Genomic DNA, 26,485 nt, shown 5'->3' with positions numbered 1-26,485 from the left:
TAACTAGAACCGGAGCGTAAACTGCGTACCTACCCCCACCACACTCTGCACGGCAATCTGCCCGTGCATCGACTCTACGTGGGCCTTCACCAGAAACAAGCCAATGCCTCGCCCCGGCTTATCCGAGTGAAAACGCCGGTACAGCTGAAACACGTCACCCTGGTGCTGGTCGAAACCGGAGCCATTGTCGCGTATAGTAATTTCGGTGTGCTGGTCGGATGTAGATGTAGTCTGTATCTCTATCAGCAGGGAGCGGGCGTCGGAGCGGTATTTGATGGCGTTGGACACAAGGTTGTGAAAGATACTGTGAAAGTAGGCGCGGTTTCCCAGTATCCGCAACCCTTCCGGAATTTCACAACGCAACTCTCCGCCACACTCCTCCAGTTGTTGCTGCAGCCCCACCAGCGCCTGCCGGCACACCTGGCTCACGGTAACCGGCTCAGTGCGGCCGCTGTCTTGCTGGTCCCGGATGGAGAGGATGCTGTTCACATCGGTCAGCACCGCATCCAGCAACTGGATGCTGGTGCTCAGATGGCGCAGCGACTCCTCGAACACCGCTGAGTTCCGGTCAATGCGAGACAGCAAATCAGCATACCCGAGAGCGTTGGCCAACGGGGCCCGCAGGTTGTGCGAGATGATATAGGTGAATTGCTGTAGATCGGCGTTCTGCTTAATCAGCCTGTCCGTTAGCCGGCGCTGCTGTTCTTCTGCTTCTTTTCGGTCCGAAATATCCTGCATGGCCCCAATCATGCGAATGGGCTGCCCCTGCGCATCCCGCAGAAAATAACCCCGGTCGAATACCACTGCCCAGGAGCCATCGGCCCGGCGGAAGTGGTACTCCTGCTGCCAGAACTCGTTGGCGGTCCGGAAAGCGGTATGGCGCAGGCCTTCCACTACACGGTGGTGCTCAGCGGGCTCCACGTAGTCGGCCCACTTACTGAACGGGGTGGGATTCGTTTCCAGCCTATGACCAAACAATTGCTCAAATCCCTCTCCCCAATACAGCGTATCGGCCGCAATATTCCAGTCATAAATGGCATCCGTAGTGGCCTTAATGGCATACTGAAACCGCTCATTGCTGAGTTGCAGCCGAGCCTCAGTTTCCTTTTGCCGGGTAAGGTCGTGTACAATACCCACCAGCTGGCAACTCCGGACCGGGCCCTCAATAAACAGGGGAGTAATGTGGACTTCCCCAATTTTGCGGCCATTGGGATATTCCGAAACTTCCTGCCACATCACTGGCTGTCGGCTACGTAAGGCCCGCTGATAGTACTGCTGTACCTGAGTAAGGGCGGGCTCCGGAATTACATCGGTAACCAGCCGCCCTATTACCTGCGTGGCTGGCAGGCCGGTCGTTTTTTCGAAGGCTTGGTTGACAAAAACAAACCGGAATCGGCGTCCTTCTTCCTCGGCAGCCAACACAAAGGCAACATCGGTCATTGTGTTGAAGATGATGGACAGGTGCCGCTCCTGCTCTAGCAGTTCCTGGGCGGGCGTGGTAGGTGTTAGTACTCTGGCCACCGCATAAAGCAGGCAGGGCTGTGCCACCGCTCGGGGCAGGGCCAGCAAGCTGAAACTGACCAGCAACGCCTCCCCAGGCACCTCTAGCCAAGCTTCGTATTCCGTGGGTGTACCGGTGGCGGCCTGGGCTACTGCCATTGGAGCGGTAAGCGCCTTGTACGGGGTTGCCAGGTCAGCCAGGGCGCGACCCAGCAGCTCGCCAGCGGGCTGGCGCACCAACTGAGCCAGCCCGGCCGTAACAAGCCGAATGGTGCCGGCTGCATCCAGCAACAAGGCCGGTTCTGGACTCTGCGCAAACTCCACATTTCCCAGCAGCATATCCGAGTTATTCATAAGCAGGGGCCGGAGCAGGCTTGAAGGGAAAAAAAGGCCGCCCCGCCTACACAGCTACCAGCGGGCGGAACACCTGAGGGACATCCTTCTAAAGAACACAATTTGCCGCAATTCTCCCACCACCCGAGCGGGCAGCCTGCCTTACCCTTTCAGCCCTGGGTTATAAACCGGTACTTCGGCTAACTGCTCGTTGGTACGCTGCTCGAAGTTGACGCGCCAGCAGAAATGCTGCAGCCCGTTGGTGAGCAGCAGCAGCGGGGCCCCGATGGTTTGGTTATAGGTGGCAGCCTGCATGGCTACGGCCGCCGTAATGGGCACCGTGGGCCGCTTGCATTCTACCAGCAGCAGGGGCCGGCCGTTGCTATCCAGGGCCACCAGATCGGTACGTTTTTGCCGCTGGTTGTACTGGTGGGCCCGTTCCAGGCTGAGCAGGCCCTTGGGGTAGCGGCGGTGGTTGATGAGGTAGTGCACCACGTGCTGACGCACCCACTCCTCGGGCGTCAGCACCACGTTCCGGCGGCGCAGCACGTCCCAGATTAGCAAATTTTCGCCGGATTGTATAACTTTGCAGTCGAAAGGCGGCAGGTTCAACTCTTGCATCACCTCCAAAGGTACGGCCCTGGGCAGTCAACTCCCGCTTTTCGCCCCGTACCGTCGCACCCTGTTCGCTGGGTTCCGACGGTTTTTTTGTACCCGGCAAACTGGTGAATTGTCAGAGGCCTGAAGTGTTAGCCGGCTTGTCGAAGCCGAGTCCTTCAACCAACCAATCATCCACCAGCTCAGCCCTCTACTCCACTCAACAATCTAACCATCCAGTCATATGAAAACCAAAGCCGACATCGTTGAGAACTGGTTACCCCGCTACACCGGTGTGCCCCTGGACGAATTCGGGCAGTACATTCTGCTCACCAACTTTGTCAACTACGTGCACATGTTCGCCGAGCAGTTTGGGGTGGAAACCCGCGGCCTCGACAAGCCCATGCAAACAGCTACGGCCAATGGCATTACCATCATCAACTTCGGGATGGGTTCCCCCATGGCCGCAACCGTAATGGATCTGCTTTCAGCCATCAAGCCCAAAGCTGCCTTGTTCCTGGGAAAATGCGGGGGCCTGAAAAATAAAACCAAGCTCGGCGACCTGATCCTGCCCATTGCGGCCATCCGGGGCGAGGGTACTTCCGACGACTATCTGCCGGCCGAAATACCAGCCCTGCCTTCTTTCCGTTTGCAGCGGGCCGTGAGCAGCATGATTAAGAAGCACGAGAAAGATTACTGGACCGGCACCGTGTACACCACCAACCGCCGTGTGTGGGAGCACGACGAAAATTTCAAGGAATATCTGCGGCAGATCCGGGCCATGGCGGTAGATATGGAAACAGCTACTATTTTCACCGTGGGCTTTGTGAATGAGATTCCACACGGTGCCCTGCTGCTGGTGAGCGACAACCCCATGACGCCGGAAGGCGTGAAAACATCAGAAAGCGACAAGAAGGTAACGGCTGACTTTGTCAACTCTCACCTGCAGATTGGAATTGAATCGTTGCTGGAGCTGAAAAACTCCGGAGAATCGGTGAAGCACATGCGCTTCGAATAAGGCATTCTCTGCCGCGTGCAGGGTCTGGGTTTCCTAGTATATAGTGAAGCTCAGGCCCTTTGTATTTCCAACCCAGCCCTGCGTATGCCCGAAGTCCCCTCCCCGCCTTACCTGCGCATCCGCTACGAAGGCCGCCGGCGCACCCTGCTGGGTGAGTGGCAACGCTCCGTAATGCCCTTTGAGCTGCACCAGGGCTATGCCCAGCTGCTGACAACCGCCACCGAGTACCAGTGCTGCTATTGGCTCATTGACATTACCCGGCGGCTGTCGCCGCTTGGGGCCGCCGATGTATCGTGGCTGACTGAGGAGTACTTCCCGCAGCTGCAGCCCTGCCTGGGTAACCCCGTATACCTGGCCTATGTAATGGCTCCCTACCAGCTGGCTGGTATGCTGGCTATGCCATATACGCCCCAGCAGCCCGAAAGCCCGGGCCTGCCCTATTATTTCCAGCGCTTCACCGATGAGGAAAGTGCCCGCCACTGGCTGAAAAAGTGCGCCCGCAAAGCCCGCGCCAGTCAGATGCGGTGAATGCGGGCGGGCTGTGTACTTTCGCAGCATGACTTCTTCGCTCTTGCGCAGCTGGCGGCCCGTTGTGGCCCTGGCAGCGGCAGTATTTGCTCTGGCCGGCTGCCACTCTACCTCCCGCCAACCCGCCGATTTGCTGGTGTATAACGCCACGGTGTATACCGTAGACTCGGCTTTTAGCACGGCCCAGGCCTTTGCCGTGAAAGACGGCCGATTTGTGGCAGTTGGCACTGCCGAAGAAATCCGGGCTGCCTACCAGGCCCGGCGGGAGGTAGATGCCCAGGGACAGTTCGTGTATCCGGGGTTTTACGATGCGCACTGCCACTTCTACCGCTACGCCCTGGGCCTGCGCGATGCCGATCTGGTAGGCACCAGCTCGTGGGCAGAGGTGATTGAGAAGCTGCAGCAGCATCGTCGGCAGTACCCGCAGGCAGCCTGGCTCACGGGCCGGGGCTGGGACCAGAACGACTGGCCCGGCAAGCAGTTCCCGACCAAAGACACCCTGGATGCTCTGTTTCCCAACACACCCGTCTTCCTCATCCGGGTTGACGGTCACGCGGCCCTCGTCAACCAGAAGGCCCTGGACCTGGCCGGCGTTACGGCCCGCACTCCTATCAGCGGGGGCACCATTACCAAGGATGTGCGTGGCCGGCTCACGGGGCTACTGGTTGATAATGCCGTGCGGCTGGTGGCAGGCAACATTCCGGAACCCAGTGCAGCCGAGGCCGAAGCGGCCCTCCTGGAGGCCCAGAAGCGTTGCGTGGCCGTAGGACTCACCAGCCTCGCCGATGCCGGGCTCGACAAAGCCAACATCGACCGAATGGCTGCTCTGCAAGCGCAGGGCAAGCTCAAGCTCCGGCTTTACGCCATGCTGGCCCCCACCCAGGAAAACAAGGATTACTACCTGAAAAACGGGCCGGTATTCCAGGACCGGCTTACCGTGTGCTCTTTCAAAGTGTACGCCGATGGAGCCCTGGGCTCCCGGGGGGCCTGCCTGATGCACCCCTACGCTGACCGCCCCCGGGAAACCGGTTTTTTGCTTTCCTCCGTAGCCGATTTCCGCAACCTGGCCAAGCAGCTGGCAGCCAGCAAGTTTCAAATGAACACACATGCCATCGGCGACTCGTCCAACCGTCTGCTGCTGGATATTTACGGGGAGGCGCTGCAGGGCCAAATGGACCGGCGCTGGCGTATTGAGCACGCCCAGGTAGTGAGCCGGACCGATGTACCGAAGTTTGGGCAATATGGTATTGTGCCTTCGGTGCAGCCCACACATGCTACGTCCGATATGTACTGGGCCGGGGAGCGGCTTGGGGCAGAGCGCCTACGAACCGCATATGCCTACAACGACCTGCGTAAGCAGTATGGGCAGGTGGCGCTGGGCTCCGATTTTCCGGTGGAAGACATCAATCCGCTGTTCGGCTTTCATGCGGCGGTAGCCCGGCAGGATGCCAAGAACTACCCCGCGGGCGGTTTCCAGATGGAAAACGCCCTAAGCCGGGAAGATGCGTTGCGGGGCATGACGGTTTGGGCAGCCCACGCCGCTTTCGAGGACAAGCAGAAAGGCAGCATCCGCCCTGGTATGGTGGCCGACTTTGTGGTGCTGACCACTGATCTGCTGAAAGCCCCTAAGGAAACCTTGCGTACCGCCCGGGTGCAACAAACCTGGATTGCCGGAGAGCAACTCTTTTCGCGGGGGAAATAAGTAAAGCCTACTCCAGCACAAGACGCCGCATTACCCGGTCTGCTCCGGCATATTCTACCTGCAGGCAGTAAAGGCCAGCCGGCAAACCGGCCAAGGGGAGTTGAAGCGAGGTAGCCGGTTGCTCCAGCGTGCGCACTGTCCGACCCAGCGCATCCAGCAGCTGTACCCGCCGGGGCCGGCTGCTGGCATCCAGCTCCAGCCAGAGCACCTCATGCGCCGGCACCGGCCAGGCAGCCGTGCGGGCTTCCGCTACCGAGGGTTGCACCCGCAGCACATTAGCATCGAGCAGGCGTACCAACCCAACGGCACTTGGTGCTGTGGTACCCGTAAGGGCAGCGCCAGCCACCAGAATAGCCCCATCCGGCTGTACCAAAAACCGCTGGATTGTTCCTCCGATAGTTGCAGTAAAGCTGGTATCGAAGCTGCCGTTGGGCAGTAGCCGCTCTGCCCCGTTGGCCTGGGCAACCAGCAAGCGTCCGTTTGGCTGCAGCGCCAGCGCCCTGACGGTACCTGCGTTCTGCACGGTAAATGTTCGGGGATAAAGAAAGGCCGGATCAAGAGCCCCGCTGGGTAAGTAGCGACGCAGGAAGGGGTTGCCATTGCCATTTTGGAACATGCCGCCCGCATAGATCCGGCCACTCGCATCCAGCTCCAAAGCATTCAGCTCCGAGGTAAAGGTGCTTTCCAGAGCACTGAAGCTACCATCCAGGGTGCCATCGGGCCGCAGCCGACCCAACAGCAGTGCCTGGCGGTAAGAGGGGCCGTTGCCTCCCAGCACCATATGCCCGTCGGGCTGTAGTCGAATGGTGCGCGGAGACGTATCGGGAGTAGGCAGGGCGAATCGAAAGCCAGGGTCATCCTGACCGGTACTGCCACTTAGCCGCACCAGATATTGCTCGGGCTGGCCCGCACCACGCAGGTTGAACCGGCCCAGCACCAGTACGTTGCCATCGGGCTGTAGGAGTACTTTGCTCACGCCGCCTGCGGCGTAAGCAGGCGGCGTGTATGGCACAAACGAGGCGTCGAGTACTCCGGAAGGCTCCAGGCGCCCCAGGTAAGTTCTGGCGGAGCCCGCCAGCGTAGTGAAGCTCCCTCCCACCACCAGACGACCATCGGGTTGCAAAGCCAGTGAAGTAACCGGACCATCTGTCCGGACGGTATTCGTAAACGCCACATCAACGGTACCATCGGCCTCTAGCCGAGCCAGCCCGGAAGCGGCTACCCCATTAATGGCCGTAAAATTTCCGCCGATAACGTACCTCCCATCCGCCTGCCGCACCACATCCTGGATGGTTGCAGGTACTGGTACTCCGTTTTGGAGCATCGTGGCCTGCACAGGCCGAAAAGCTGGGTCGAGCTGAGTGGTCTGGGCACGGGCGGGCAAACATACCAGCAGCATGGCGGCACCCACGGCCGCGTAACCAACGAACAACGTATGGACTGGGAGCATAAGAAAATAGATATCAGAGCTTGTATTATCCTGAAATATACACGTTTATCTAACTACAATACATTCCCTGTTTTTTTACATCCAGCCCTGCTCATCGGCGCTGGGGCCGTACATGGCGGGCAGCGGAATATCCAGCAGGCGCAGGTACACCGACAGCTGCCCGCGGTGATGTATGCTGTGGTTGAGGCCCATAATGCGGATGGCGGTGGCCTTAGGGCGTTCCAGCAGTGTCTGCTCGCCGCGGTGCAGGCGGAAGCTGCCGGTTAGCTGCTCGTCGTCAGAATCCTGCAGGGCCTGGCGCAGGCTCGCGCTGTACTGGTCGAAGCGCTGCAGCAGTTCCTCCAGGCTGGTGGGTGTGGGGCCCGGTTTGGGGCCGTTGGGGTCAAGGAAGTCGCGGGAGGCGTGCTGCACGAACAGCTGCTTGAACGCCAGCAGATTCACAATATGCGTGGCCAGCTGCCAGAGCTTCATGCTTTTGGGGTGGGGCTGGAAGTCGGCCTTCTCGTAGGGCACCCGCTCCAGGAGCTTGCGGGTGGTAGCCAGCTCGTGGTCGAGCTCAGCGAGAATGTTTTGCTGAAGGGAGGAAGTGTGCATGCGCAACTGAAATTGAATAGAAAAACCCACGAGCACCGGGGCAGCCGGTGCTCGTGGGCAAGTACTGAAATTTATGGCTAGCTGCCAGCGGCACCTGGCAGCCGTTAATTCCCGCTAAGTCCTTCGGCCAGCTTTGGATCGGCTCCGTGCACCTCGTCGCGCAGCTTTTTCCCGCGTAGCGTAAGCAGAAAAATTAACCCTAGCACGAAAAAGACAATCAGCGACAAAATGCTGTTACGCATAGAACCCGTTATCTGAGCAATAACGCCAAACACCGCTGTTCCAATTACGATACTCAACTTCTCGGTTACATCGAAAAAGCTGAAAAAAGCGGCCGTATTGGGCGTATTTTCCGGGATAATCTTGGAATACGTGCTGCGGGAAAGGCTCTGGATAGCCCCCATGGTGAGGCCGATAACTGAGGCCAGGGCATAGAAGCTCCAGCCCGCCTGCACGTAGTAGCCCGCCACGCAAATCAGCATCCAGATAAATACCGACCAGCTTAGGGCGCGGGTATTACCGATGCGCTCCGAGAGTTTGGCAAAGAGGTAGGCACCCAGAATACCAACCAGCTGCAATAGCAAAATCGTCAGGATCAGGGCCGAGCTTTCCAGCTTCAGCTCCTCGTCGCCGAAGATGGTAGCCACGTACATCACCGTTTGTACGCCCATATTGTAGGTGAAGTAGGCCAACAGGAACCGTTTGAGGTTGGGCAGATGCTTAAGTTGGTCCCAAACCTTACCCAGTTCCCGAAAGCCGTTCAGCAGCCACCCCGAGTCGTCGGCGGCACCAGCGGGGCGGCCGGGGTCGGGAGGTAGCGTGAAAAAGGGAATCTGCGCAAAACCAGCCCACCACAGGCCCGTAAGCAGGAACGCCAACCGGGTGGCGAACCCCTCTTCCAGCCCGATTTTATCGTGCCCCATAATCAGCCCCAGGCAAATAACCAGCAGCAGCACCGAGCCAACATAGCCCATCGAGAAGCCCCGCGCCGACAATGAATCGTACTTTTCCTCGGACGCAATGAGCGGCAAATAGGAGTTGTAGAACACGATGGAGCCGGAGAAGCCTACCGTGGCGGAAATGAAGATAAAGGTGCTGGCCGTGAAGGTATCGGGAGTGAAGAAAAACAGCGCAGCGCAGGAGGCCGCCCCGAGGTAGCAGAAAATCTGCATGAACAGTTTCTTGCGACCCGAGAAATCAGCCAACGACGTGAGGAAAGGGCTAATCAGGGCAATGAGCAGGAAGGCAACCGATATGGCGTAGGTCAGCAGTGAGGAGCCCGGCACCTGGAAGCCCAGGAAATCCACTGGACTTTTGCCACTGTCCGTGCCCGTTACCTGCTTCACCATGGCGCCCCAGTAAATGGGAAAGATGGAGCTGGTAATCACCAAGGGATACACCGAGTTGGCCCAGTCGTAAAAGGTCCAGCCGCGCGTAATGCGCTTGTCATCCTTGGGAATATTTTCGAAGCCCACTTCGGGCGGGGTTACGGCGGCGGTGGCGTCGCTCATACAAGGAGGGGATTGAGGTAGAGTGCGAGCAAGATAACGCAAATCCGGCGCGGCCGTTGCCGGGTTTCCAGACTGTGGCGGGGTAAGCTAGTGCGTGGCTGCCTGGGAAGTTGCCAGCAGGGCCGCGTACTGCTCGGGCGTATCCACATCCACGGCACCCAGCGGAAACGGCACGGATGCTACCAGGGCGGCGTGCCGGCGCAGCAGCTGCCCCGCTCCGGCTTCGGCCGGCAGCGCCTGCAGCAGCGGCAGCGCCCCGGCGGCGAAGTACACCGGCACCCCCTGGGTATTGGCGTAGGCCGAAGCCACAATGGGCTGGCCGGTGCGGTGGTGCGTAGCGCGCAGCTCCGCTAGCAGCCCGGACGTTACGAAAGGCTGGTCGCAGAGTAGTATCGTTACGGCCGTGGGAGGTTGCGGCCGGGTTTCAAGAAAGTTGAGGCCGGTTTGGATGGATGCTCCCATACCAGCGGTCCAGTTGGGGTTGTGGACCGCCTGCACCGGCAGGCCCGCCAGCTCCGGCAAGAGCTCGGTGTGCAGCGCGCCCGTTACTACCACTACCGCCCCCCCGGACGCCGCCGCTGCGGCCGTTTCGGCGGCGCGGCGCAGCAGCGTCCGGCCCTGGTAGGGCAGCAACTGCTTAGGCTGGCCGAGGCGGGTAGAGGAACCAGCGGCAAGCAGGATAATGGCGTCGGACATGACGAGGACTTATGGCGTGAAGTGTTTGCTTCACGTGCTGCAGGCAGTACTACAGAGTAAGGCAGCCAACCTGATGCCGGCCGGGCCGCACGTGTTGCTACGCAGAGCAGGTGCCTCGCGCTATAGGCCGCACACGGCATCTACCCTGCCCTCCGGTACCAGCGGTGCGGTGGCGCGCAGAGGTGGGTGAATCGGGTGGGGCGAGTCGCGCAGGAAGCCAGCCGGGCGGCCCGTCAGCACCGCCTGAATTTCAGCAATGATAGATAGGGCAATTTCCTCCGGTGTTTCGCCTCCCAGGTTCAGTCCCACCGGGCTGTAGATGCGGCCCTGCAGCTGCGCGGCGGCGTCGGGAGTTTCTTGGTGAAGGTCTTCCAGCAGCCGCTCGTACTTTTTGCGGGGACCTAACAGCCCGATGTAGCGCGTAGAAGCGTCCGGCAGCAAATGGCGGAGCACTTCCAGGTCGTAGTAGTAGTTGTGGGTCATGAGCAGCGTCAGGCTTCCGTCGTACGGCTGCTCCTTCACTTGCGCCAGCGTCAGGACTTCTACGGTTGTGGCCTCGGGGAAGCGGGCAGGCTGGGCCTGGGCGGGGCGGCCATCGGCCACCCGCACCTGCCAGCCGAGGCCGGCCGCCAGGCGTACCAGCGGCTGCACGTCGTTGCCGGCGCCATACACCGTAAGGCGTACCGGAGGGCGCAGTATTTCCAGACTCACCCGAACGGCATCGTAATGGTGCGTAGCCGGTTGGCCGGCCGCCAACGTATCCTGGCACGCCGCCAGCAACTGCGGATACAATCCCGCCTGTGAGGATACGGTTCCGTTGAAGGTACCGTCGGGCAGTAAGGCCAAGCGCTGGCCCACCACTACTCCGGAGGCCGGCCCGGCGGTGGCAAACACGGTGGCAATTACGGCTGGTGAGGTTGCCTGCGCCGCCCAGCGGCGCAACAGCTCCATGGGGTTGTTGGGGTCCTGAAAGTCCAGGGGTTCCAGCAATATCTGCACGATGCCCTGGCAGCCCAGGGCGGCCCCGAATTGCAGGTCGTCGTCGGGGTCAGTAGAGTCGTAGGTAACTACCGTGGGGCGGCCCTGCTGAATGGTGCGGCGGGCCCGCTGGCGGGCGTCGCCTTCTAGGCACCCCCCGCTGATGGCCCCGGTCAGCTGGCCTTCATCCGTCACGAGCATCCGGGCCCCGGGCCGGCGGTAGGCCGAGCCGGCCACATCCACCACCGAGGCCAGGGCACAGGCCCGGCCCGCGGCGCGGTGCGCATCATAGGCAGTCAGCAGGCGTTGAAGTTCAGTCATGGTGCAAAGAGATACGGCAGCAAATTGGTAGCGTTGGCAAAAAGCTGTTATGCCGAGCGAAGCGGAGAATCTGGATTTAGCACTTACCGGCTGACCCAGGTTTTCCGCTTCACCCGGCATGACAGGTTTGCTACACCTGCATGGGTTTCGTGGCCAGCACTTTATCCGGCGTAATGGGCAGGCTGCGGATACGCTTGCCGGTGGCGTGGAACACGGCATTGGCCACGGCGGCGGCCACACCCACCATCGAAATTTCCCCGATACCCTTCACGCCCATGGCGTTGATGTAGGGGTCTTTTTCGTCGATGAACTCCACCGTCATGTCCGGAATATCCGCGTTGACGGGGATGTGGTAATCGGCCAGGGAGGCGTTGGTGTAGCGGGCGTAGTTCGGGTCGCGCACGGTGGTTTCCATCAGGGCCGAGCCGATGCCGAAGATGCTGCCCCCGATAATCTGGGAGCGGGCAGTTTTGGCGTTGAGGATGCGGCCGGCCCCATGCACGCTCACCCAGCGCGTTACGCGCACGGTACCCAGGTCAGGGTCCACCTTCACCTCGCAGAAGTGGGCCCCGAAGGAGTGCATGGAGTGGTTGCCGGCCTCGTCCTTTTTGGTGGGGTCGGCGTTGGCGGCGGCCTGGGCGTCTTCGTAGCCGCTGCCGTAGCGGCCCTGCCCGTTACCCTCCACGTCCGACATTTCGGCCCGCTTCATCAGGTCGGCGTAGCTCTCACCTTTCTGCGGGTTCGATTTCAGCTGCAAGCGACCCTGCTTCACTTCCACGTCGGCGGCCTTGGCCCGGTACAGCGGCGACTTTTTATCCAGCACCGCTACTTTAATCAGCTTCTGCCACACATCCTGCGCCGCCATGTAGATGGACGAGGACACCGTGCCCGCCGCCACTGAGCCGCCCGAGTTGGGAGCCGTGGGCAGCTTGGTGTCGCCCAGCTCGAAGCGCACCTTGTCGGGCGCAATCCAGAGCGAGTCGGCGGCTACCTGGGTCATTACGGTGTACGTGCCGGTGCCCAGGTCGGTAGCCCCGGTTTGCACCAGGGCGTGGCCGTCGGCGTAAAGGCGCACCCGGGCCGTACCCTGGTTGTTGTGCACCGGATAGCTGGCCGTTGCCATGCCCCAGCCCACCAGCAGGCGGCCGTCGCGGGTCTGGCCGGCTTTGGGGTTGCGCTTGCTCCAGCCAAACAGCTCAGCGCCGCGCTGGTAGCACTGCTTCAGGCTTTTGCTGCTCCAGGCCTGGCCAGTGCTGGGGTCCTTCTCGGCGTAGTTGCGCAGCCGGATTTCCAGCGGATCGAGGCCCAGCTGGTAGGCCAGGTCGTCCATTGAGCACTCGAGGGCGAACGAGCCCGGGGCTTCGCCGGGGGCCCGCGTAAACGTGGAGGTCATCACGTTAGCCCGGGCCAGCTGGTAGGTCGCCTCGAAGTTAGGGCACTCGTAAAGGATGTTGATGATCTTGCTGTTGGGCTCCGCGTAGTTGTCCCAGGGCGAGGTGGTGGAGGTTTTTTCGTGAATGAGGGCCGTGAGCTTCCCGTCCCGGGTGGCCCCGAGTTTCAGGGTCTGGGTCTGGTCTTCGCGGTGGCCCATGCTGGTAAACATCTGGGGGCGCGTGAGGGCCAGCTTCACCGGCCGGCCTACCGCCCGGGCGGCCTGCACCGTGAGTACGGTGTGGGGCCAGCTGGAGCCCTTGCAACCGAAGCCACCTCCGAGGTACTTGGTCACGACCCGCACCTGCTCGGCCGACAGCCCCAGCATCGTACTGAGGGCCTTCTGAGTGCGCGTTACACCCTGGGTGGCATCGTACACGGTGAGGCGGTCGGGGGCTTCCCAGTGGGCGGTGGTGGCCCCGGGCTCCATGGGGTTGTGGTGGTTGATGGCGTGGTCGTAGGTGTGCGTGAGTTGCACCGGCGCGGCGGCAAAGGCCTGCTGGGGGTTGCCGCGCACGGTACGGGCCTTGGTTTTGCCGTCCTGTACCTTTTCGGGGTCGAACAGCTGGGCCTTCTTATCCTCGTAGGAAGCAATGGGAGCCTCGGCCGTCACCTGAATTTTCAGCAGCGCCGCCGCGTGCTGGGCGCGCTCCAGCGTATCGGCCACCACCAGGGCCACTGGCTGGCCAGCGTAGTGAACTACATCCGAGGTGAGCGGCATAAAGCCCATGGGGGCCCCAATGGCTTTTTTACCCTCGGGGTCGTTGGGGGTTTTGGCCAGCTTGGGCAGGTTCTGGTGCGTGAGCACGGCCAGCACGCCCGGCTGCTTCAGGGCCATGCTGGCGTCGATGCTCTGGATGCGGCCCTTGGCCACGTCGCTGGTGCGCAGTACGGCGTGGCAGAGCCCGGGCAGGTTGTTGAATTCGGCAGAATAGCGGGCTTGGCCGGTTACTTTGGCCCGGCCATCTACCCGGTCCAGGGGTTGCCCTACCGACCCGGCCTGGGGGTTGGTTTCGAAGAAGCTTTGTTCTGTAAAATCCATGGTTGCAAGACGTCAGTGGTTAGGCTACTTTCAGCAGGGCCTGCACCAGGGTGTTCTGGGCCAGCTCCACCTTGAAGCCGTTATGCTCGCGGGGCTGGGCACCACGTAATGCGGCCGCGGCGGCGGCCCGGAAAGTGGCTTCCGTGGCCGGCTGCCCTACCAGGGCTTTTTCCGCCTCCGGACTGCGCCAGGGCGTGGTTCCTACCCCGCCCAGGGCCACCCGGGCCGAGCGGATGGTGCCGCCCTGCACCTCCAGCCCCACGGCGGCCGAAGCCAGGGCGTATGCGTAGCTGGCCCGCTCCCGCACCTTCAGGTAGGTGGAGCGGCGGGCGTGGGCAGTAGCCGGAATCAGCACCGAGACAATCAGTTCCCCGGGCTCCAGCACCGTTTCCTTCTGGGGGGTGTTGCCTGGCAGCAGGTAGAACTCCGTAACGGGTACCCGGCGCTGCTTGCCCTTGGCGTTTTCCAGCGTCAGCACGGCATCCAGGGCCGCCAGGGCCACCGACAAGTCGCCGGGATAGGCCGTGGCAATGCAGGACTCGGAGGTTCCCAGGATAGCCAGGTTGTGGTTGTCGCCCTGCAGGGCGGGGCAGCCTGAGCCGGGCACGCGCTTGTTGCAGGGAAACGCCGCGTCGCGGAAGTAGCCGCAACGGGTGCGCTGCAGAATATTGCCCCCGATGCTGGCCATGTTGCGCAGCTGGGGCGAGGCCGCCAGCAAGAGCGACTCCGACACGGCCGGAAACTGCTCCTTCACCAGCGGGTGTTCACCCACGTCGCTCATGCGTTCCATGGCCCCAATGCGCAGTCCGTCCTTGGTCTGCTCAATGCCCTTGAAGGGCAGCATATTGATGTCTACCAGCTGCGGATGCTCCTCTAAGTTGGCTTTCATCAGGTCCAGCAGCGTGGTGCCGCCGGCAATGTAGGCAGCAGCCGGCTGGTCCTTGCGGATGCCGGTGGCTTCCTTGGCCGTACTGGCCTGGGTATAGCTGAAGTTGTTCACTTTGTTGAGTGTTGAGAGTTGAATGATGAGTTATGAATTGCGTTTGGCTGAGTGCAGAATTGCCCATGGGCAATTCTGCACTCAGCACGCATCATTCAACTTTTGCCAGCTACTTCCCGCACGGCGGCCACAATGTTGGGGTAGGCCCCGCAGCGGCAGAGGTTGCCGCTCATCCACTCCCGGCACTGCTCGTCGGTGGTGGCGTGGCCCTCCTGCACGCAGGCTACCCCGCTTAGTATCTGGCCGGGGGTGCAGTAGCCGCACTGGAAGCCGTCGTGCTTGAGAAAGGCTTCCTGCATAGGGTGGAGCTTATCACCCTGAGCCAGGCCCTCAATGGTGGTAATTTGCTTGCCCTGGTGCATCACGGCCAGCGTGAGGCAGCTGTTGATGCGCTTGCCATCTACCAGCACGGTGCAGGCCCCGCACTGGCCATGGTCGCAGCCTTTCTTGGTGCCGGTCAGGTCCAGGTACTCGCGCAGCGCGTCCAGCAGCGTCACCCGGGGCTCGGCCTGCACGGTGCGGACGGCCCCGTTCACGTTCAGCCGCAGCGTGCTGACGCCCTCTACCGTTTTGGAATACGCCGCCAGCCGCTCGGCCTGCGATACGATGGGTGGAGCCAGGGCCAGGCCCAAAATGCCACCCGCCTGTTTCATAAACGAGCGACGGGTACCGTCCTCGGGGCGGGGCGTGGGCTGCGGCCCATCCAAAGATTCAGGAGAAGATGCTGTTGCCATAACCGGGAGTTGAAGTAAAAGTCTGCACCACATATCCGCCTCTACTCCAAATAACTATTCGCGGGCAGACCAACGGGTTTGGCCGGAACACACCATCCTGGTTTAGTAGCTGACAGCAGCGTTATACCTTCGTGTACGGCGGTGTGTCAGCATTGTTGAGGTAGGTACACGCTTTTGCGCCGCGCATGGCTATATAGCCATGCTCAACCAGCCAAAGCAACGCTGATGCCTATTCTCAGCCCTGTTACAACAGGTTCCTGCCCGGTGAAGGAATGCACCACTTTGTGTTTTCCCTACGGGCCGCTTCACAAATGCCATTCACGGCATAGACGTGACACGTTGCGGCTCTGCGGCGCATGTACGCCTGGGAGGGCGCGGTTGGGTCAACTCTGCTGGGCTGATCTGCGGCAACTACTAACAAACATTAGTTTGCAGGTAATTTCTGCTTACATTAGCACCTGCTAATTGATCATCCTGCTATGCTGACCACTCGCAAAACCAACCGTCGGCAACTCATCCTCGACGAAGCCGCCAAGCTATTCAAGCAGAAGGGGTTTGGCGGCACTTCCATGCGCGACCTGGCCCGGGAAGTGGGTATGGAAGCGGCCAGCATGTACAACCACATCAAGAGCAAGGACGAAATCCTGGACTTGATCTGTACCCGCATTGCCCACACCTACATTTCCCAGCTGGCCGAAATTGAGCAGACTGACGCCAGCTACGCCGACAAGGTAAAGGCTCTGATCCGGCTGCACATCCGGCTGATGATTGAGGACGGCGCGGCCGTATCCGTGGCCAACCACGACTGGAAATATCTGCCCGAGCCCCAGCTCACAGAGTTCAAGCAGGCCCGCAAAGACTACGAAAAAGGCTTCGCGCAGCTGATTGAGAAAGGCATTGCGGCCGGCGAGTTTCAGCCCGTGAACGTGTCGGTGGCCCTGTTTACCATCCTCTCGGCGGTACGTTGGGTGGAGCTCTGGTACCGCCCCGGCCGGGAGCTGTCGGCCGAGGAACTCGAAGACCACATCATCACCATGCTGCTCACCGGCCTGGCTAAATGAGTTATTAGTTGCTCGTTGTTAGTTGTCAGTTCGTGCTGGCCCTGCTCTAACAACCAGCAACTAACAACAGACAACTAGAATTACATGAGTCGTTTTCACACAGTACGAGTTAAGAGCATTACCCGCGAAACGCCGGACTGCGTGAGCGTGGCCCTGGACGTGCCCGCTGAGTTGCGGGAGACGTTCCGGTTCACGCAGGGGCAGTACCTCACCTTCCGCCGCCACCTGAACGGGGAGGAAGTGCGCCGCTCCTACTCCATCTGCAGCAGCCCCCTGGACAATGAGTGGCGCGTGGCCATCAAGCAGGTACCGGAGGGCCGGTTTTCTACCCACGCCGTGCAGCAGCTGCGCGTGGGTGAGGAGCTGGAGGTGATGCCACCGATGGGCCACTTCACCACCGAGCTGCACCCCGAAAACCAGAAGCTGTACGTAGCGTTTGCCGCCGGCTCAGGCATTACGCCGGTAATGTCCATTGTGAAAACGATTCTGCTCACGGAGCCCGGCAGCCAGGTGTACTTGGTGTACGGCAACCGGGGCCGCAACTCCATCATTTTCAAGGAGCAGATTGAGGCACTGAAAAATCGGTTTGTGGACCGCCTCAGCGTGTATCACATCCTAAGCCGGGAGCACGGGGAGGCCGATTTGTTTTTCGGCCGCATCGATAAGCAGAAGGCCCAGCAGTTTCTGCAGAAAATCATTCCGCCCCAGGAAATCGACGAGGCCTTCATCTGCGGACCCGAGGAAATGATTCTGGGCGTGAAGGAAGCCCTAACGGAAGCCGGCGTGGCCCCGGAGAAGGTGCACTTCGAAATGTTCACCTCCGCCGAAGGTGCCAAACGCAAAGCCGAGCGCCAGGCCCAGCGCCCCAGCGGTGAGGACGACAAACAAAGCGTAGTGACCGTACAGCTGGAAGGCACCAAGTACCCGCTGCCCATGTCCTACTACGGCGACACCATTCTGGATGCCCTGCTGGAGCGCGGCGTGGATGCCCCCTATTCCTGCAAAAACGGCATGTGCAGCACCTGCCGCTGCCGCGTAACGGAAGGCACCGTGGAAATGGACGTGAACTACTCCCTCTCCGAAACGGAAGTAGCCAAAGGCTACGTGCTCAGCTGCCAGGCCCGCCCTACTTCCGAGAAGGTGAGCGTGGATTTCGACCAGTAAAGTATTAAAAGAACGTCATTCCGAGCGCAGCCGAGGAATCTCGCGTGCTGATGTTGTAGTGGTAATCTGATTACACCTAGCGAGATTCCTCGGCTGCGCTCGGAATGACGTTCTATGAGTGCGAGCTAATGCTTGCTCTTAAATATTTTCTCTACATTTAACTAACGATTGTTAGTTACTCTTTGTTGAAGAAGCATGGAAACGCTAGAACTCACCCAGGAAGAACAGTTTCAGGCCCGTATTGACGAGGACATCCGCATTGAGCCCAAGGATTGGATGCCCGAAGCCTACCGCAAAACCCTGATCCGACAGATTTCCCAGCACGCGCACTCCGAGCTGGTTGGGATGCTGCCCGAGGGCAACTGGATTACCCGTGCCCCTTCGCTCAAGCGCAAATCTATTCTGCTGGCCAAGGTGCAGGACGAAGCCGGCCACGGCCTCTACCTCTACTCGGCCGCCGAAACCCTGGGAGCCTCGCGCGACCAAATGCTGGCCGACCTGCACTCGGGCAAAGCCAAGTACAGCAGCATCTTCAACTACCCCACCCTGAGCTGGGCCGACATGGGCACCATCGGCTGGCTGGTAGATGGCGCGGCCATTCTGAACCAGGTGCCACTGTGCCGTACCAGCTACGGCCCCTATGCCCGCGCCATGGTGCGCGTGTGCAAGGAGGAAAGCTTCCACCAGCGCCAGGGCTTCGAAATCATGCAGACGCTGTGCGAAGGCGCGACCGAGCAGAAAGCCATGGCCCAGGAAGCCCTCAACCGCTGGTGGTGGCCCACGCTGATGATGTTCGGCCCCGCCGACGCCGACTCGCCCAACACCGAGCAGAGCATGAAGTGGCGCATCAAGCGCTTCACCAACGACGAGCTGCGCCAGAAATTCGTGGATATGATGGTGCCCCAGGCCGAGTTCCTGGGCCTCACCGTACCCGACGACAAGCTACAGTGGAACGAAGCCAAACAGGGCTACGACTTCGGCGACGTGGACTGGGCCGAGTTCTGGGACGTGGTAAAAGGCAACGGCCCCTGCTCCCGGGAACGGCTGCAGGCCCGCGTGGATGCCTGGGACCAAGGTGCCTGGGTACGCGAAGCCGCCCTGGCCCACGCCGAGAAGCGCAAGCAGCGCGCCGCATAAGGACCTCACCCCCTAGCCCCCTCTCCTTGGGGAGCGGGGGGACTAATTCTAGCTTTAGCTTCTTCTCCAAAACCTTAACACCTTTTCTTCCTAGCTAAGACGGTTTCTAGTTGCTAAAAAGCTAGAGCTAGTTCCCCCTCTCCCCAAGGAGAGGGGGCCAGGAGGTGAGGTTTGTACCTCGTATGTCTCAGAAAGAATGGCCGCTGTGGGAAGTTTTCATCCGCAGCAAGCAGGGCCTCGACCATAAGCACGTGGGCAGCCTGCACGCCGCCGACGCCGAAATGGCCATCCAGAACGCCCGCGACGTGTACACCCGCCGCCTCGAAGGCGTGAGCATCTGGGTGGTGGAAAGCAAGCACGTGCACGCCTCCAACCCCGACGACTCGGCCGCTTTCTACGAGCCGGCCAATGACAAAATCTACCGCCACCCCACGTTCTACACGGTGCCGGACTCCATCAAGCACATGTAACCGGCGGGCCACTATGCAAGATTCCCACACCATTGTAGTGCCCGACGTGACGCCCGAGCTGCGGCAGCAGCTATTCGAGTATGTGCTGCAGCTGGCCGACACCAGCCTCATTCTGGCCCACCGCCTGAGCGAGTGGTGCGGGCACGGTCCCATTCTGGAGCAGGATTTGGCCATGGCCAACATTTCCCTCGACCTGTTGGGCGAGGCGCGCAGCTACTACCAGTACGCGGCCGAGCTGGAAGGCCGGGGCCGCACCGAGGACGACTTGGCCTATCTGCGCAATGCGGTGGAGTACCGCAACGTGCTGCTGGCCGAGCAGCCCAACGGCGACTTCGCCCACACCATTGTGCGGCAGTTTATCTATGATGCGTTCCACTACCACCTGCTGCTGCACCTGCAAACCGGCCCTGATAAGCAGCTGGCCGCCATTGCCGAAAAATCGGTAAAGGAAGCGGCCTACCACGTGAAGTGGAGCGCCGAATGGATTATCCGCCTAGGTGATGGGACCGAGGAGAGCCGCCACCGCGTGGAAGCCGCCATCAACGCCCTCTGGCGTTATTCGGGCGAACTGACTACGCCTTCGGCCACCGAGCAGGTCTTGCAGGCCGCCGGTTTCCTGCCCGATTATGCGGCCATTCAGCAGCAGATTGACCAGCACGTGGAGCGGGTATTTGTCGAGGCTACGTTGCCTGTTCCGCAGGGCGTATTTATGCAGAAAGGCGGCAAAATCGGCCGCCACTCCGAGCACCTGGGCTACCTGCTGGCGGAGCTGCAGTACCTGCAACGTACTTACCCCGGCTTGCAATGGTAGAGCATGCAACGGCACCCACCGAGGAGCGCATCTGGCAGCTGCTGGAGGAGGTTTCTGACCCCGAGGTGCCAGTGCTCAGCATTCTGGACTTGGGCATTGTGCGCGGGGTAGAGCTGCGTGGCGACGAGGTGCACGTGACCATCACGCCCACCTACTCCGGCTGCCCGGCCATGAACACCATTGCCACCGATATCCGGTTGCGGCTGCTGGCCGAGGGTATTACCAAACTCCACATCCACAACCAGCTCAGCCCAGCCTGGACGACGGCGTGGATGTCGGAGGCCGGCAAACAGAAGCTGGAAGCCTACGGCATTGCTCCGCCCCAGGACGCCACCGGCCACGTGTTTAACCTCTTCGGGCAGGAGCCCGTGCTGCGCTGCCCGCACTGCAAATCCACTAACACCCGGCTTGTTAGCCAGTTCGGCTCCACCGCCTGCAAAGCGCATTACCAGTGCAACGACTGCCTGGAGCCCTTTGACTACTTCAAATGCCATTGACCTCACCCCCTAGCCCCCTCTCCTCGGGGAGAGGGGGAATTAGTTTCTAGTGATTCTCAACCCTAATCCACTCGCCCCCAAGCTAGCTCTACTTTCTAGAAATATAAAAGCTAGAGCTGGTTCCCCCTCTCCCCGAGGAGAGGGGGCTAGGGGGTGAGGTCCCACCCACATGACCGACTCTCTTCATTTCTCCCTTGACGGAGGCGTAGCAACCATCCGCTTCAACCGGCCGCAGGTATTCAACAGCGTAAATAAGGACGTGGCCCTAGCCCTGCAGCAGCACCTGCGCGAGTGCCAGCAGGACCCAGCGGTGCGTGCCGTGCTGCTCACCGGCACCGGCAAAGCCTTCTGTGCCGGCCAGGACCTGGCCGAAATTACCGGCCCCAACGCCCCCGAGGTGGCCGACATCGTGGAGAAGCACTACAACCCCATCGTGGAGCTGATCCGGGCCTTGGACAAGCCGGTGGTAGCGGCCGTGAATGGCGTGGCCGCCGGCGCGGGGGCCAACCTGGCCCTGGCCTGTGATGTGGTGGTGGCGAAGGAGTCGGCCTCGTTTATTCAGGCGTTCAGCAAAATCGGGCTGATTCCGGATAGCGCCGGCACCTACTTCCTGCCCCGCCTCATTGGCATGCAGCGGGCTTCGGCCCTGATGATGACCGGCGACAAGGTATCGGCCCAGGAAGCGGTGCAGATGGGCATGATCTACAAAACCTTCCCCGACGACACCTTCGAGAAGGAAGCCGACACCCTGGCCCGCAAGCTGGCCGCCATGCCCACCAAGGGTCTGGCCTACACCAAGCAGCTGCTCAACCAGAGCTTCGGCAACGACCTCACCCGCCAGCTGCGCGCCGAGGGCGACTACCAGCTCCGCGCCGGCAGCACCGCCGACTACAAAGAAGGCGTAGCCGCTTTTCTGGAAAAACGCCAGCCCACGTTCACCGGCAATTAGTTGTCAGTTGCTGGTTGTCAGTTGTCAGGTGCATACTGCCTCTCACGATTGAAAGCCACGAACAACTGACAACCAACAACTGACAACTACATGATAACCATCGGAATAATTGGCAGCGGGGCCATGGGGGCGGGTATTGCGCAGGTGGTGGCCCAGGCCGGGCACACGGTGCGCCTGCTCGACCAGAACACGGCCGCCCTGGACCGGGCCGTGGCCAGCATCCGCGGCGGCTTGCAGAAGCTGGCGGAGAAACGCAAGCTCACCCCGGAAGCGGCCGAAGCCGCCGCCGCCCGCGTGCAGCCCACCACCGAGCTCGGCCAGTTTGCCGACTGCGGACTGGTGCTGGAAGCCATTGTGGAAGACCTGGGCGTGAAGCAGCAGCTGTTTCGGGAAGTGGAGCTGGTGGTTTCGGCCGACTGCGTGCTGGCGTCCAACACGTCGTCGTTGTCCATTGCCAGCATTGCGGCGGCCTGCCAGCAGCCCGAGCGGTTTATTGGCATCCACTTCTTCAACCCCGCCCCGCTAATGCAGTTGGTGGAGGTAATTCCGGCCGTGCAGACGCGCGCCGGGCTGGCCGAGGAAATCCGCCAGCTGGTGCAGCGCTGGGGCAAGCTGCCGGTGCTGTGCAAGGACACGCCGGGCTTCATTGTGAACCGCATTGCCCGGCCCTTCTACGGCGAGGCCATCCGGCTGCTGGAAGAAGGCGTGGCCGACGCCGCCACCATCGACTGGGCCCTCACTGAGCTGGGCGGCTTCCGCATGGGGCCGTTTCAGTTGATGGATTTCATCGGCCACGACGTGAACTACCGCGTCACGGAATCGGTGTTTACTTCCTTCTTCTTCGACCCGCGCTACAAGCCCAGCTTCACCCAGAAGCGCCTGTTTGAGGCCGGCTACTACGGCCGCAAATCGGGCCGCGGCTTTTATGACTACCGGGACGGAGCCACGCTGCCCGAGCCCACCCGCGACGAGGCGCTGGGCCGCCGCATTGTGCAGCGCGTGCTGGCCATGCTCATCAACGAAGCCGCCGACGCCCTGCACCTGCGCGTCGCCTCGGCCCCCGACCTGGAGCTGGCCATGACCAAGGGCGTAAACTACCCCAAGGGCCTGCTACAGTGGGCCGACGAGCTGGGCCCCGCCACCGTGCTGACCACTCTCGACGCGCTGTACGAGGAATACCACGAAGACCGGTACCGCGCCAGCCCGCTGCTGCGCCGACTGGTGAAAGCCCATCAACCCTTCCTGCAGCATGAGCCAGCCGACGCCCGCTGAGCTGGTGGCCCGCGCCGAGGCTGTGAAAGACCGGATGCTGGAGCACGATGCCTTTAGCCACTGGCTGGGGCTGGCGGTAACGGACATGGCCCCCGGCTACTGCCGCCTGCAGTTTCGGGTGCGCCCCGAAATGCTCAACGGCTTCGGCATTCTGCACGGGGGCGTGGCCTTCGCTGCTGCCGATTCAGCTTTTGCCTTCGCCTGCAACAGCCACGGCCGCCAAAGCGTGGCCCTGAGCGTCACCATCGACTACCTGGAGCCCGGCCGCTCCGATGACCTGATTACGGTGGAAGCCCGCGAGGAAAGCCTCCGCCACAAAGTGGGCGTGTACCAGCTGCGCCTCACCAACCAGCACGGCACCCTCCTGGCCCTGTTCAAAGGCACCGCTTACCGCACCAGTACGGAGCACCTTACCCCCTACCCTCTCCTTGGGGAGAGGGGGGACTAGCTTCTTAGATTCTAATTCTAACATTGCCCTCTCCCACTCTTAACCGCCTCATTCACCACCGCTAGAAAATCTAGATTCTAAAAACTAGAAGCTAGTCCCCCCTCTCCCCGAGGAGAGGGGGCTAGGGGGTGAGGTCCCTCCCAACCACATGACCACTCTCGAAAACTACACCCTCGGCCGCTGGCACGCCGGCTCGGGCGACCAACAGGAACTCTACGACGCCTCCACCGGCGAAGTCATTGCGCTGGCCCACCCCGAGGGCTACGATTTTGCCTCCATCCTCGACTACGGCCGCCGCGTGGGCAACCCCGCGCTGCGCAAGCTCACCTTTCACGAGCGGGGCCGCATGCTCAAGGCCCTGGCATTTTACCTGCAGGAGCGCAAGGAGCAGTTCTACGAGCTGAGCTACCGCAGCGGCGCCACCCGCGCTGATTCCTGGATTGACATTGAGGGCGGCATCGGCAACCTGTTTGCCAACGCCTCGCTGCGCCGCAAATTTCCCGACAAGCCGTTCTACGTGGAGGGCGAGCCGGTGGGCCTGAGCAAGGGCGGCACCTTCATGGCCCAGCACCTGCTGGTGCCCCGCGAGGGCGTGGCCGTGCATATCAACGCCTACAACTTCCCCATTTGGGGGATGCTGGAGAAAATTGCGGTGAACCTGCTGGCCGGTATGCCCGCCGTGGTGAAGCCCGCCGTGCCCACCGCCTACCTCACCGAGGCCGTGGTGCGCGAAATCATCAAATCCGGCATTCTGCCCGAGGGCGCGCTGCAGCTGGTAGTGGGCTCGGGCCAGGGTATTCTCGACCACGTGACCTACCAGGACGTGGTAACCTTCACCGGTTCGGCCGCCACCGGCCGCAAGCTGCGCGCCCACCCGCGCATCGTGGAGGAGGCTGTGCCCTTCACCATGGAGGCCGACTCGCTGAACGCCGCCGTGCTGGGCCTGGATGCCAAGCCGGGCACCCCGGAGTTCGACCTGTTTGTGAAGGAAGTGCGCAAGGAAATGACGGCCAAGTGCGGGCAGAAGTGCACCGCCATCCGCCGCATCATCGTGCCCTCAACCCTGCTGGAAGACGTACAGATTGCCTTAGGCAAGGCCCTGAGCCAAACCACCGTGGGGCACCCGCTAGCCGAGGGCGTGCGCATGGGCGCGCTGGCCGGCCGGGAGCAGGCCGCCATCCTGCGCGACAAAGTGCGCCGCCTGGCCGAGCGCACCCCCATCGTATACGGCGACCTGGACACGGTGAACATCCTGGGCCAGGAGCGCGGGGCCGATGCCGCCAAGGGCGCGTTCATCTCCCCCATTCTGCTGCTCAACGAGCGGCCCTTCGAGCACCTCGACTCACACGAGGTGGAAGCCTTCGGGCCCGTAGCCACGCTGATGCCCTACAAGGATACCGCCGAAGCCGTGCGCCTGACTAACCTGGGCCGGGGCTCATTGGTAACCAGCATTGCCACCAACAGCGCCGAGGTAGCCCAGGAGTTTGTGCTGGGCGCGGCTACGCACCACGGCCGCATTCTGGTGCTCAACGAGGAAATGGCCAAGGAAAGTACCGGCCACGGCTCCCCCCTGCCCATGCTCATCCACGGCGGCCCCGGCCGCGCGGGCGGCGGGCAGGAAATGGGCGGCATCCGCGGGGTGGAGCACTTCATGCAGCGTGTGGCTTTGCAAGGCTCGCCCAGCATGATTACGGCCATTACGCAGGTGTACCAGCCCAAGGCCAAGCAAATCGAGAAGGACAAACACCCTTTCCAGCACTACTTCGAGGAGCTGGAAATCGGGCAGGCCTACGTGACGCACAAGCACACCGTCACGGAGGCGGACATCACCAACTTCGCGCAGGTTTCGGGCGACAATTTCTACGCCCACGTGGATGAAACCTCGCTGGAGGGCACGCTCTTCACCGGCCGCGTGGCCCACGGCTACTACATCCTGAGCAAGGCCGCCGGCATGTTCGTGGACCCGCGCAAGGGCCCGGTACTGCTCAACTACGGCCTCGATGAATGCCGCTTCACCAAACCCGTGTACCCCGGCACCACCATCGGCGTCACGCTCACGGTGAAGGAGAAAATCGGCCAGGAGAAGCGCGACGAAACTGACGTAGCCAAGGGCATCGTGCGCTGGCTGGTGGAAGTAACCGACCAAACCTGCGAAACCGTAGCCGTAGCCACCATTCTCACCATGGTGAAAAAGAAAAACCAGGAATAGATTTCTCGCAGAGGGACGCACAGAGGCTGGCAGAGGAACACCTTTCCTTTACCTGCGCGCATCCCTCTGCGGACCTCTGCGAGAAAACTCAATCAGCTCATATGACAACAGGAACCGTTACCACCCACACCACCCCGGAAGGCATCAGCACCATCAGCTTCTTCCACCCTTCGCACAACTCCCTGCCCGGTGCCCTGCTCACCCAGTTGGCCGCCACCATCACCCAAACCAGCCAGGACCCGGCCACCAAAGTCATCATTTTGCAAAGTGAGGGTGAAAAAACTTTCTGCGCCGGAGCCAGCTTCGATGAGCTGATTGCCATTGAGGATGAGGCGCGGGGGCTGGAGTTTTTTTCGGGTTTTGCCAAAGTGATTAATGCCTGCCGCACCTCGCCCAAAATCATCATCGGGCGGGTGCAGGGCAAGGCCATTGGCGGCGGCGTGGGCGTGGCAGCGGCCACCGACTACTGCTTTGCTACCTCCCAGGCCTCAGTGAAACTAAGCGAGCTGGTGGTGGGTATCGGGCCGTTTGTGGTGGGGCCAGTGGTGGAGCGCAAGATTGGCCGGGCCGCCTACGGGCAGCTGGCCCTGGACGCCGGCGAGTTCCGCAGCGCCACCTGGGCTCAGGAGAAAGGCCTGTACGCCACCGTTGTTGATTCCATTGGCGCCCTGGATGCAGCCGTAGCAGCTTTTGCCGCTAAACTGGCCGCCTACAACCCTGAGGCCCTCACGGAATTGAAGCAGGTGCTCTGGGCCGGCACCGAGCACTGGGATACCCTGCTCACGGAGCGCGCCGCCATCAGTGGCCGCCTGGTATTATCCGACTTCACCCGCCAGGCCATTCAGAAGTTCAAAGCTAGCTAGCCCCGGCAGTAGCTGCGTACCCCTACCTGATACCGGCCTCTCCTGTTCTGGGGAGGCCGGCTTTTTTTATATCCGTATAGCCGCCGCCCGGCACGCGCGGCCTGCTTAGCCGAGGCCGGAGGCTGGAGCCAGGGAGCAACAGATTTGGGCCGGAAGCAACCCGGAAGCC

Annotated in this window: 24 protein-coding genes; 14 read left to right on the top strand and 10 right to left on the bottom strand. The window is 61.4% G+C overall.

Annotation, left to right across the window (positions count from 1 at the left end; genetic code table 11):
• Positions 1–3: 3 nt before the first annotated feature.
• On the bottom strand, positions 4–1,854 hold the full coding sequence (locus EI290_RS16750) for a PAS domain-containing sensor histidine kinase (protein ID WP_125432728.1): 1,851 nt from the start codon (positions 1,852–1,854) through the stop codon (positions 4–6).
• Between the two features lie 141 nt (positions 1,855–1,995).
• The gene (locus tag EI290_RS16745) at positions 1,996–2,397 is read right to left on the bottom strand and encodes a type I restriction enzyme HsdR N-terminal domain-containing protein (protein WP_317127478.1); all 402 of its coding nucleotides are present in this window, start codon (positions 2,395–2,397) and stop codon (positions 1,996–1,998) included.
• A gap of 277 nt (positions 2,398–2,674) precedes the next feature.
• Here EI290_RS16745 and EI290_RS16740 point away from each other — a divergent pair, with 277 nt between their 5' ends.
• The 3 genes from EI290_RS16740 to EI290_RS16730 all read left to right on the top strand — a co-directional run bounded on the left by EI290_RS16740 (position 2,675) and on the right by EI290_RS16730 (position 5,678).
• Positions 2,675–3,448 carry an AMP nucleosidase gene (locus EI290_RS16740; RefSeq protein WP_125432724.1) on the top strand — a complete coding sequence of 258 codons (774 nt, stop codon included), beginning with the start codon at positions 2,675–2,677 and terminating at the stop codon, positions 3,446–3,448.
• A gap of 84 nt (positions 3,449–3,532) precedes the next feature.
• Entirely contained in the window at positions 3,533–3,976 is a 444-nt protein-coding gene (locus EI290_RS16735; RefSeq protein WP_125432722.1) for a hypothetical protein, read from the top strand.
• 28 nt (positions 3,977–4,004) lie between these two features.
• Positions 4,005–5,678 carry an amidohydrolase gene (locus EI290_RS16730; RefSeq protein ID WP_125432720.1) on the top strand — a complete coding sequence of 558 codons (1,674 nt, stop codon included), beginning with the start codon at positions 4,005–4,007 and terminating at the stop codon, positions 5,676–5,678.
• Between the two features lie 7 nt (positions 5,679–5,685).
• Here EI290_RS16730 and EI290_RS16725 read toward each other — a convergent pair whose 3' ends face one another.
• From EI290_RS16725 to EI290_RS16690, 8 genes are all read right to left on the bottom strand, one after another.
• The gene (locus tag EI290_RS16725) at positions 5,686–7,128 is read right to left on the bottom strand and encodes a delta-60 repeat domain-containing protein (RefSeq protein WP_125432719.1); all 1,443 of its coding nucleotides are present in this window, start codon (positions 7,126–7,128) and stop codon (positions 5,686–5,688) included.
• Positions 7,129–7,203: 75 nt separating this feature from the next.
• The gene (locus EI290_RS16720; RefSeq protein WP_125432717.1) at positions 7,204–7,722 is read right to left on the bottom strand and encodes a DinB family protein; all 519 of its coding nucleotides are present in this window, start codon (positions 7,720–7,722) and stop codon (positions 7,204–7,206) included.
• Between the two features lie 104 nt (positions 7,723–7,826).
• Positions 7,827–9,233 (bottom strand): MFS transporter, encoded by a 1,407-nt coding sequence (locus tag EI290_RS16715; RefSeq protein ID WP_125432715.1) that lies wholly within the window; start codon positions 9,231–9,233, stop codon positions 7,827–7,829.
• A gap of 87 nt (positions 9,234–9,320) precedes the next feature.
• Positions 9,321–9,929: a nucleotidyltransferase family protein gene (locus EI290_RS16710; RefSeq protein ID WP_125432713.1), complete on the bottom strand. Its 609-nt coding sequence runs from the start codon at positions 9,927–9,929 to the stop codon at positions 9,321–9,323.
• 120 nt (positions 9,930–10,049) lie between these two features.
• A complete protein-coding gene (locus EI290_RS16705; RefSeq protein WP_185817045.1) occupies positions 10,050–11,228 on the bottom strand; it encodes an XdhC family protein in 1,179 nt (392 codons plus the stop codon).
• Between the two features lie 130 nt (positions 11,229–11,358).
• Entirely contained in the window at positions 11,359–13,701 is a 2,343-nt protein-coding gene (locus tag EI290_RS16700; RefSeq protein WP_125432709.1) for a xanthine dehydrogenase family protein molybdopterin-binding subunit, read from the bottom strand.
• 19 nt (positions 13,702–13,720) lie between these two features.
• The gene (locus EI290_RS16695; protein ID WP_125432707.1) at positions 13,721–14,701 is read right to left on the bottom strand and encodes an FAD binding domain-containing protein; all 981 of its coding nucleotides are present in this window, start codon (positions 14,699–14,701) and stop codon (positions 13,721–13,723) included.
• 95 nt (positions 14,702–14,796) lie between these two features.
• The gene (locus EI290_RS16690) at positions 14,797–15,435 is read right to left on the bottom strand and encodes a (2Fe-2S)-binding protein (RefSeq protein ID WP_125432705.1); all 639 of its coding nucleotides are present in this window, start codon (positions 15,433–15,435) and stop codon (positions 14,797–14,799) included.
• Positions 15,436–15,914: 479 nt separating this feature from the next.
• Between EI290_RS16690 and EI290_RS16685 the strand changes: the two genes are divergently transcribed.
• The 11 genes from EI290_RS16685 (at position 15,915) to EI290_RS16635 (ending at position 26,316) form a co-directional block, all read left to right on the top strand.
• Complete coding sequence (locus EI290_RS16685) at positions 15,915–16,496, top strand: TetR/AcrR family transcriptional regulator (RefSeq protein ID WP_125432703.1); 582 nt, start codon at positions 15,915–15,917, stop codon at positions 16,494–16,496.
• Positions 16,497–16,580: 84 nt separating this feature from the next.
• Positions 16,581–17,660, top strand: coding sequence for a 1,2-phenylacetyl-CoA epoxidase subunit PaaE (gene paaE / locus EI290_RS16680; RefSeq protein WP_125432701.1), 1,080 nt, complete (start codon positions 16,581–16,583; stop codon positions 17,658–17,660).
• A 195-nt stretch (positions 17,661–17,855) separates the two neighbouring features.
• The gene (gene paaA / locus EI290_RS16675; RefSeq protein WP_125432699.1) at positions 17,856–18,797 is read left to right on the top strand and encodes a 1,2-phenylacetyl-CoA epoxidase subunit PaaA; all 942 of its coding nucleotides are present in this window, start codon (positions 17,856–17,858) and stop codon (positions 18,795–18,797) included.
• A gap of 182 nt (positions 18,798–18,979) precedes the next feature.
• A complete protein-coding gene (gene paaB / locus EI290_RS16670) occupies positions 18,980–19,267 on the top strand; it encodes a 1,2-phenylacetyl-CoA epoxidase subunit PaaB (protein ID WP_125432697.1) in 288 nt (95 codons plus the stop codon).
• Positions 19,268–19,280: 13 nt separating this feature from the next.
• A complete protein-coding gene (paaC, locus tag EI290_RS16665; RefSeq protein WP_125432695.1) occupies positions 19,281–20,078 on the top strand; it encodes a 1,2-phenylacetyl-CoA epoxidase subunit PaaC in 798 nt (265 codons plus the stop codon).
• Complete coding sequence (paaD, locus tag EI290_RS16660) at positions 20,072–20,575, top strand: 1,2-phenylacetyl-CoA epoxidase subunit PaaD (protein ID WP_125432693.1); 504 nt, start codon at positions 20,072–20,074, stop codon at positions 20,573–20,575. Before paaC ends, paaD begins: the two co-directional genes overlap by 7 nt.
• Before the next feature lie 169 nt (positions 20,576–20,744).
• On the top strand, positions 20,745–21,524 hold the full coding sequence (locus EI290_RS16655) for an enoyl-CoA hydratase-related protein (RefSeq protein ID WP_125432691.1): 780 nt from the start codon (positions 20,745–20,747) through the stop codon (positions 21,522–21,524).
• 90 nt (positions 21,525–21,614) lie between these two features.
• Complete coding sequence (locus tag EI290_RS16650; protein ID WP_185817044.1) at positions 21,615–22,796, top strand: 3-hydroxyacyl-CoA dehydrogenase NAD-binding domain-containing protein; 1,182 nt, start codon at positions 21,615–21,617, stop codon at positions 22,794–22,796.
• Entirely contained in the window at positions 22,774–23,244 is a 471-nt protein-coding gene (paaI, locus tag EI290_RS16645; protein WP_125432689.1) for a hydroxyphenylacetyl-CoA thioesterase PaaI, read from the top strand. Before EI290_RS16650 ends, paaI begins: the two co-directional genes overlap by 23 nt.
• A gap of 148 nt (positions 23,245–23,392) precedes the next feature.
• The gene (paaZ, locus tag EI290_RS16640; RefSeq protein WP_125432687.1) at positions 23,393–25,453 is read left to right on the top strand and encodes a phenylacetic acid degradation bifunctional protein PaaZ; all 2,061 of its coding nucleotides are present in this window, start codon (positions 23,393–23,395) and stop codon (positions 25,451–25,453) included.
• Between the two features lie 101 nt (positions 25,454–25,554).
• Positions 25,555–26,316, top strand: a complete 762-nt coding sequence (locus tag EI290_RS16635; RefSeq protein ID WP_125432685.1) for an enoyl-CoA hydratase/isomerase family protein — start codon at positions 25,555–25,557, stop codon at positions 26,314–26,316.
• Positions 26,317–26,485 lie beyond the last annotated feature (169 nt).

It is taken from the genome of Hymenobacter metallilatus, assembly GCF_003944705.1.
Lineage (GTDB): Bacteria > Bacteroidota > Bacteroidia > Cytophagales > Hymenobacteraceae > Hymenobacter > Hymenobacter metallilatus.
The sequence above is the reverse complement of the archived record's forward strand: the minus strand, read 5'-3'. Positions and strand labels throughout refer to the sequence as shown.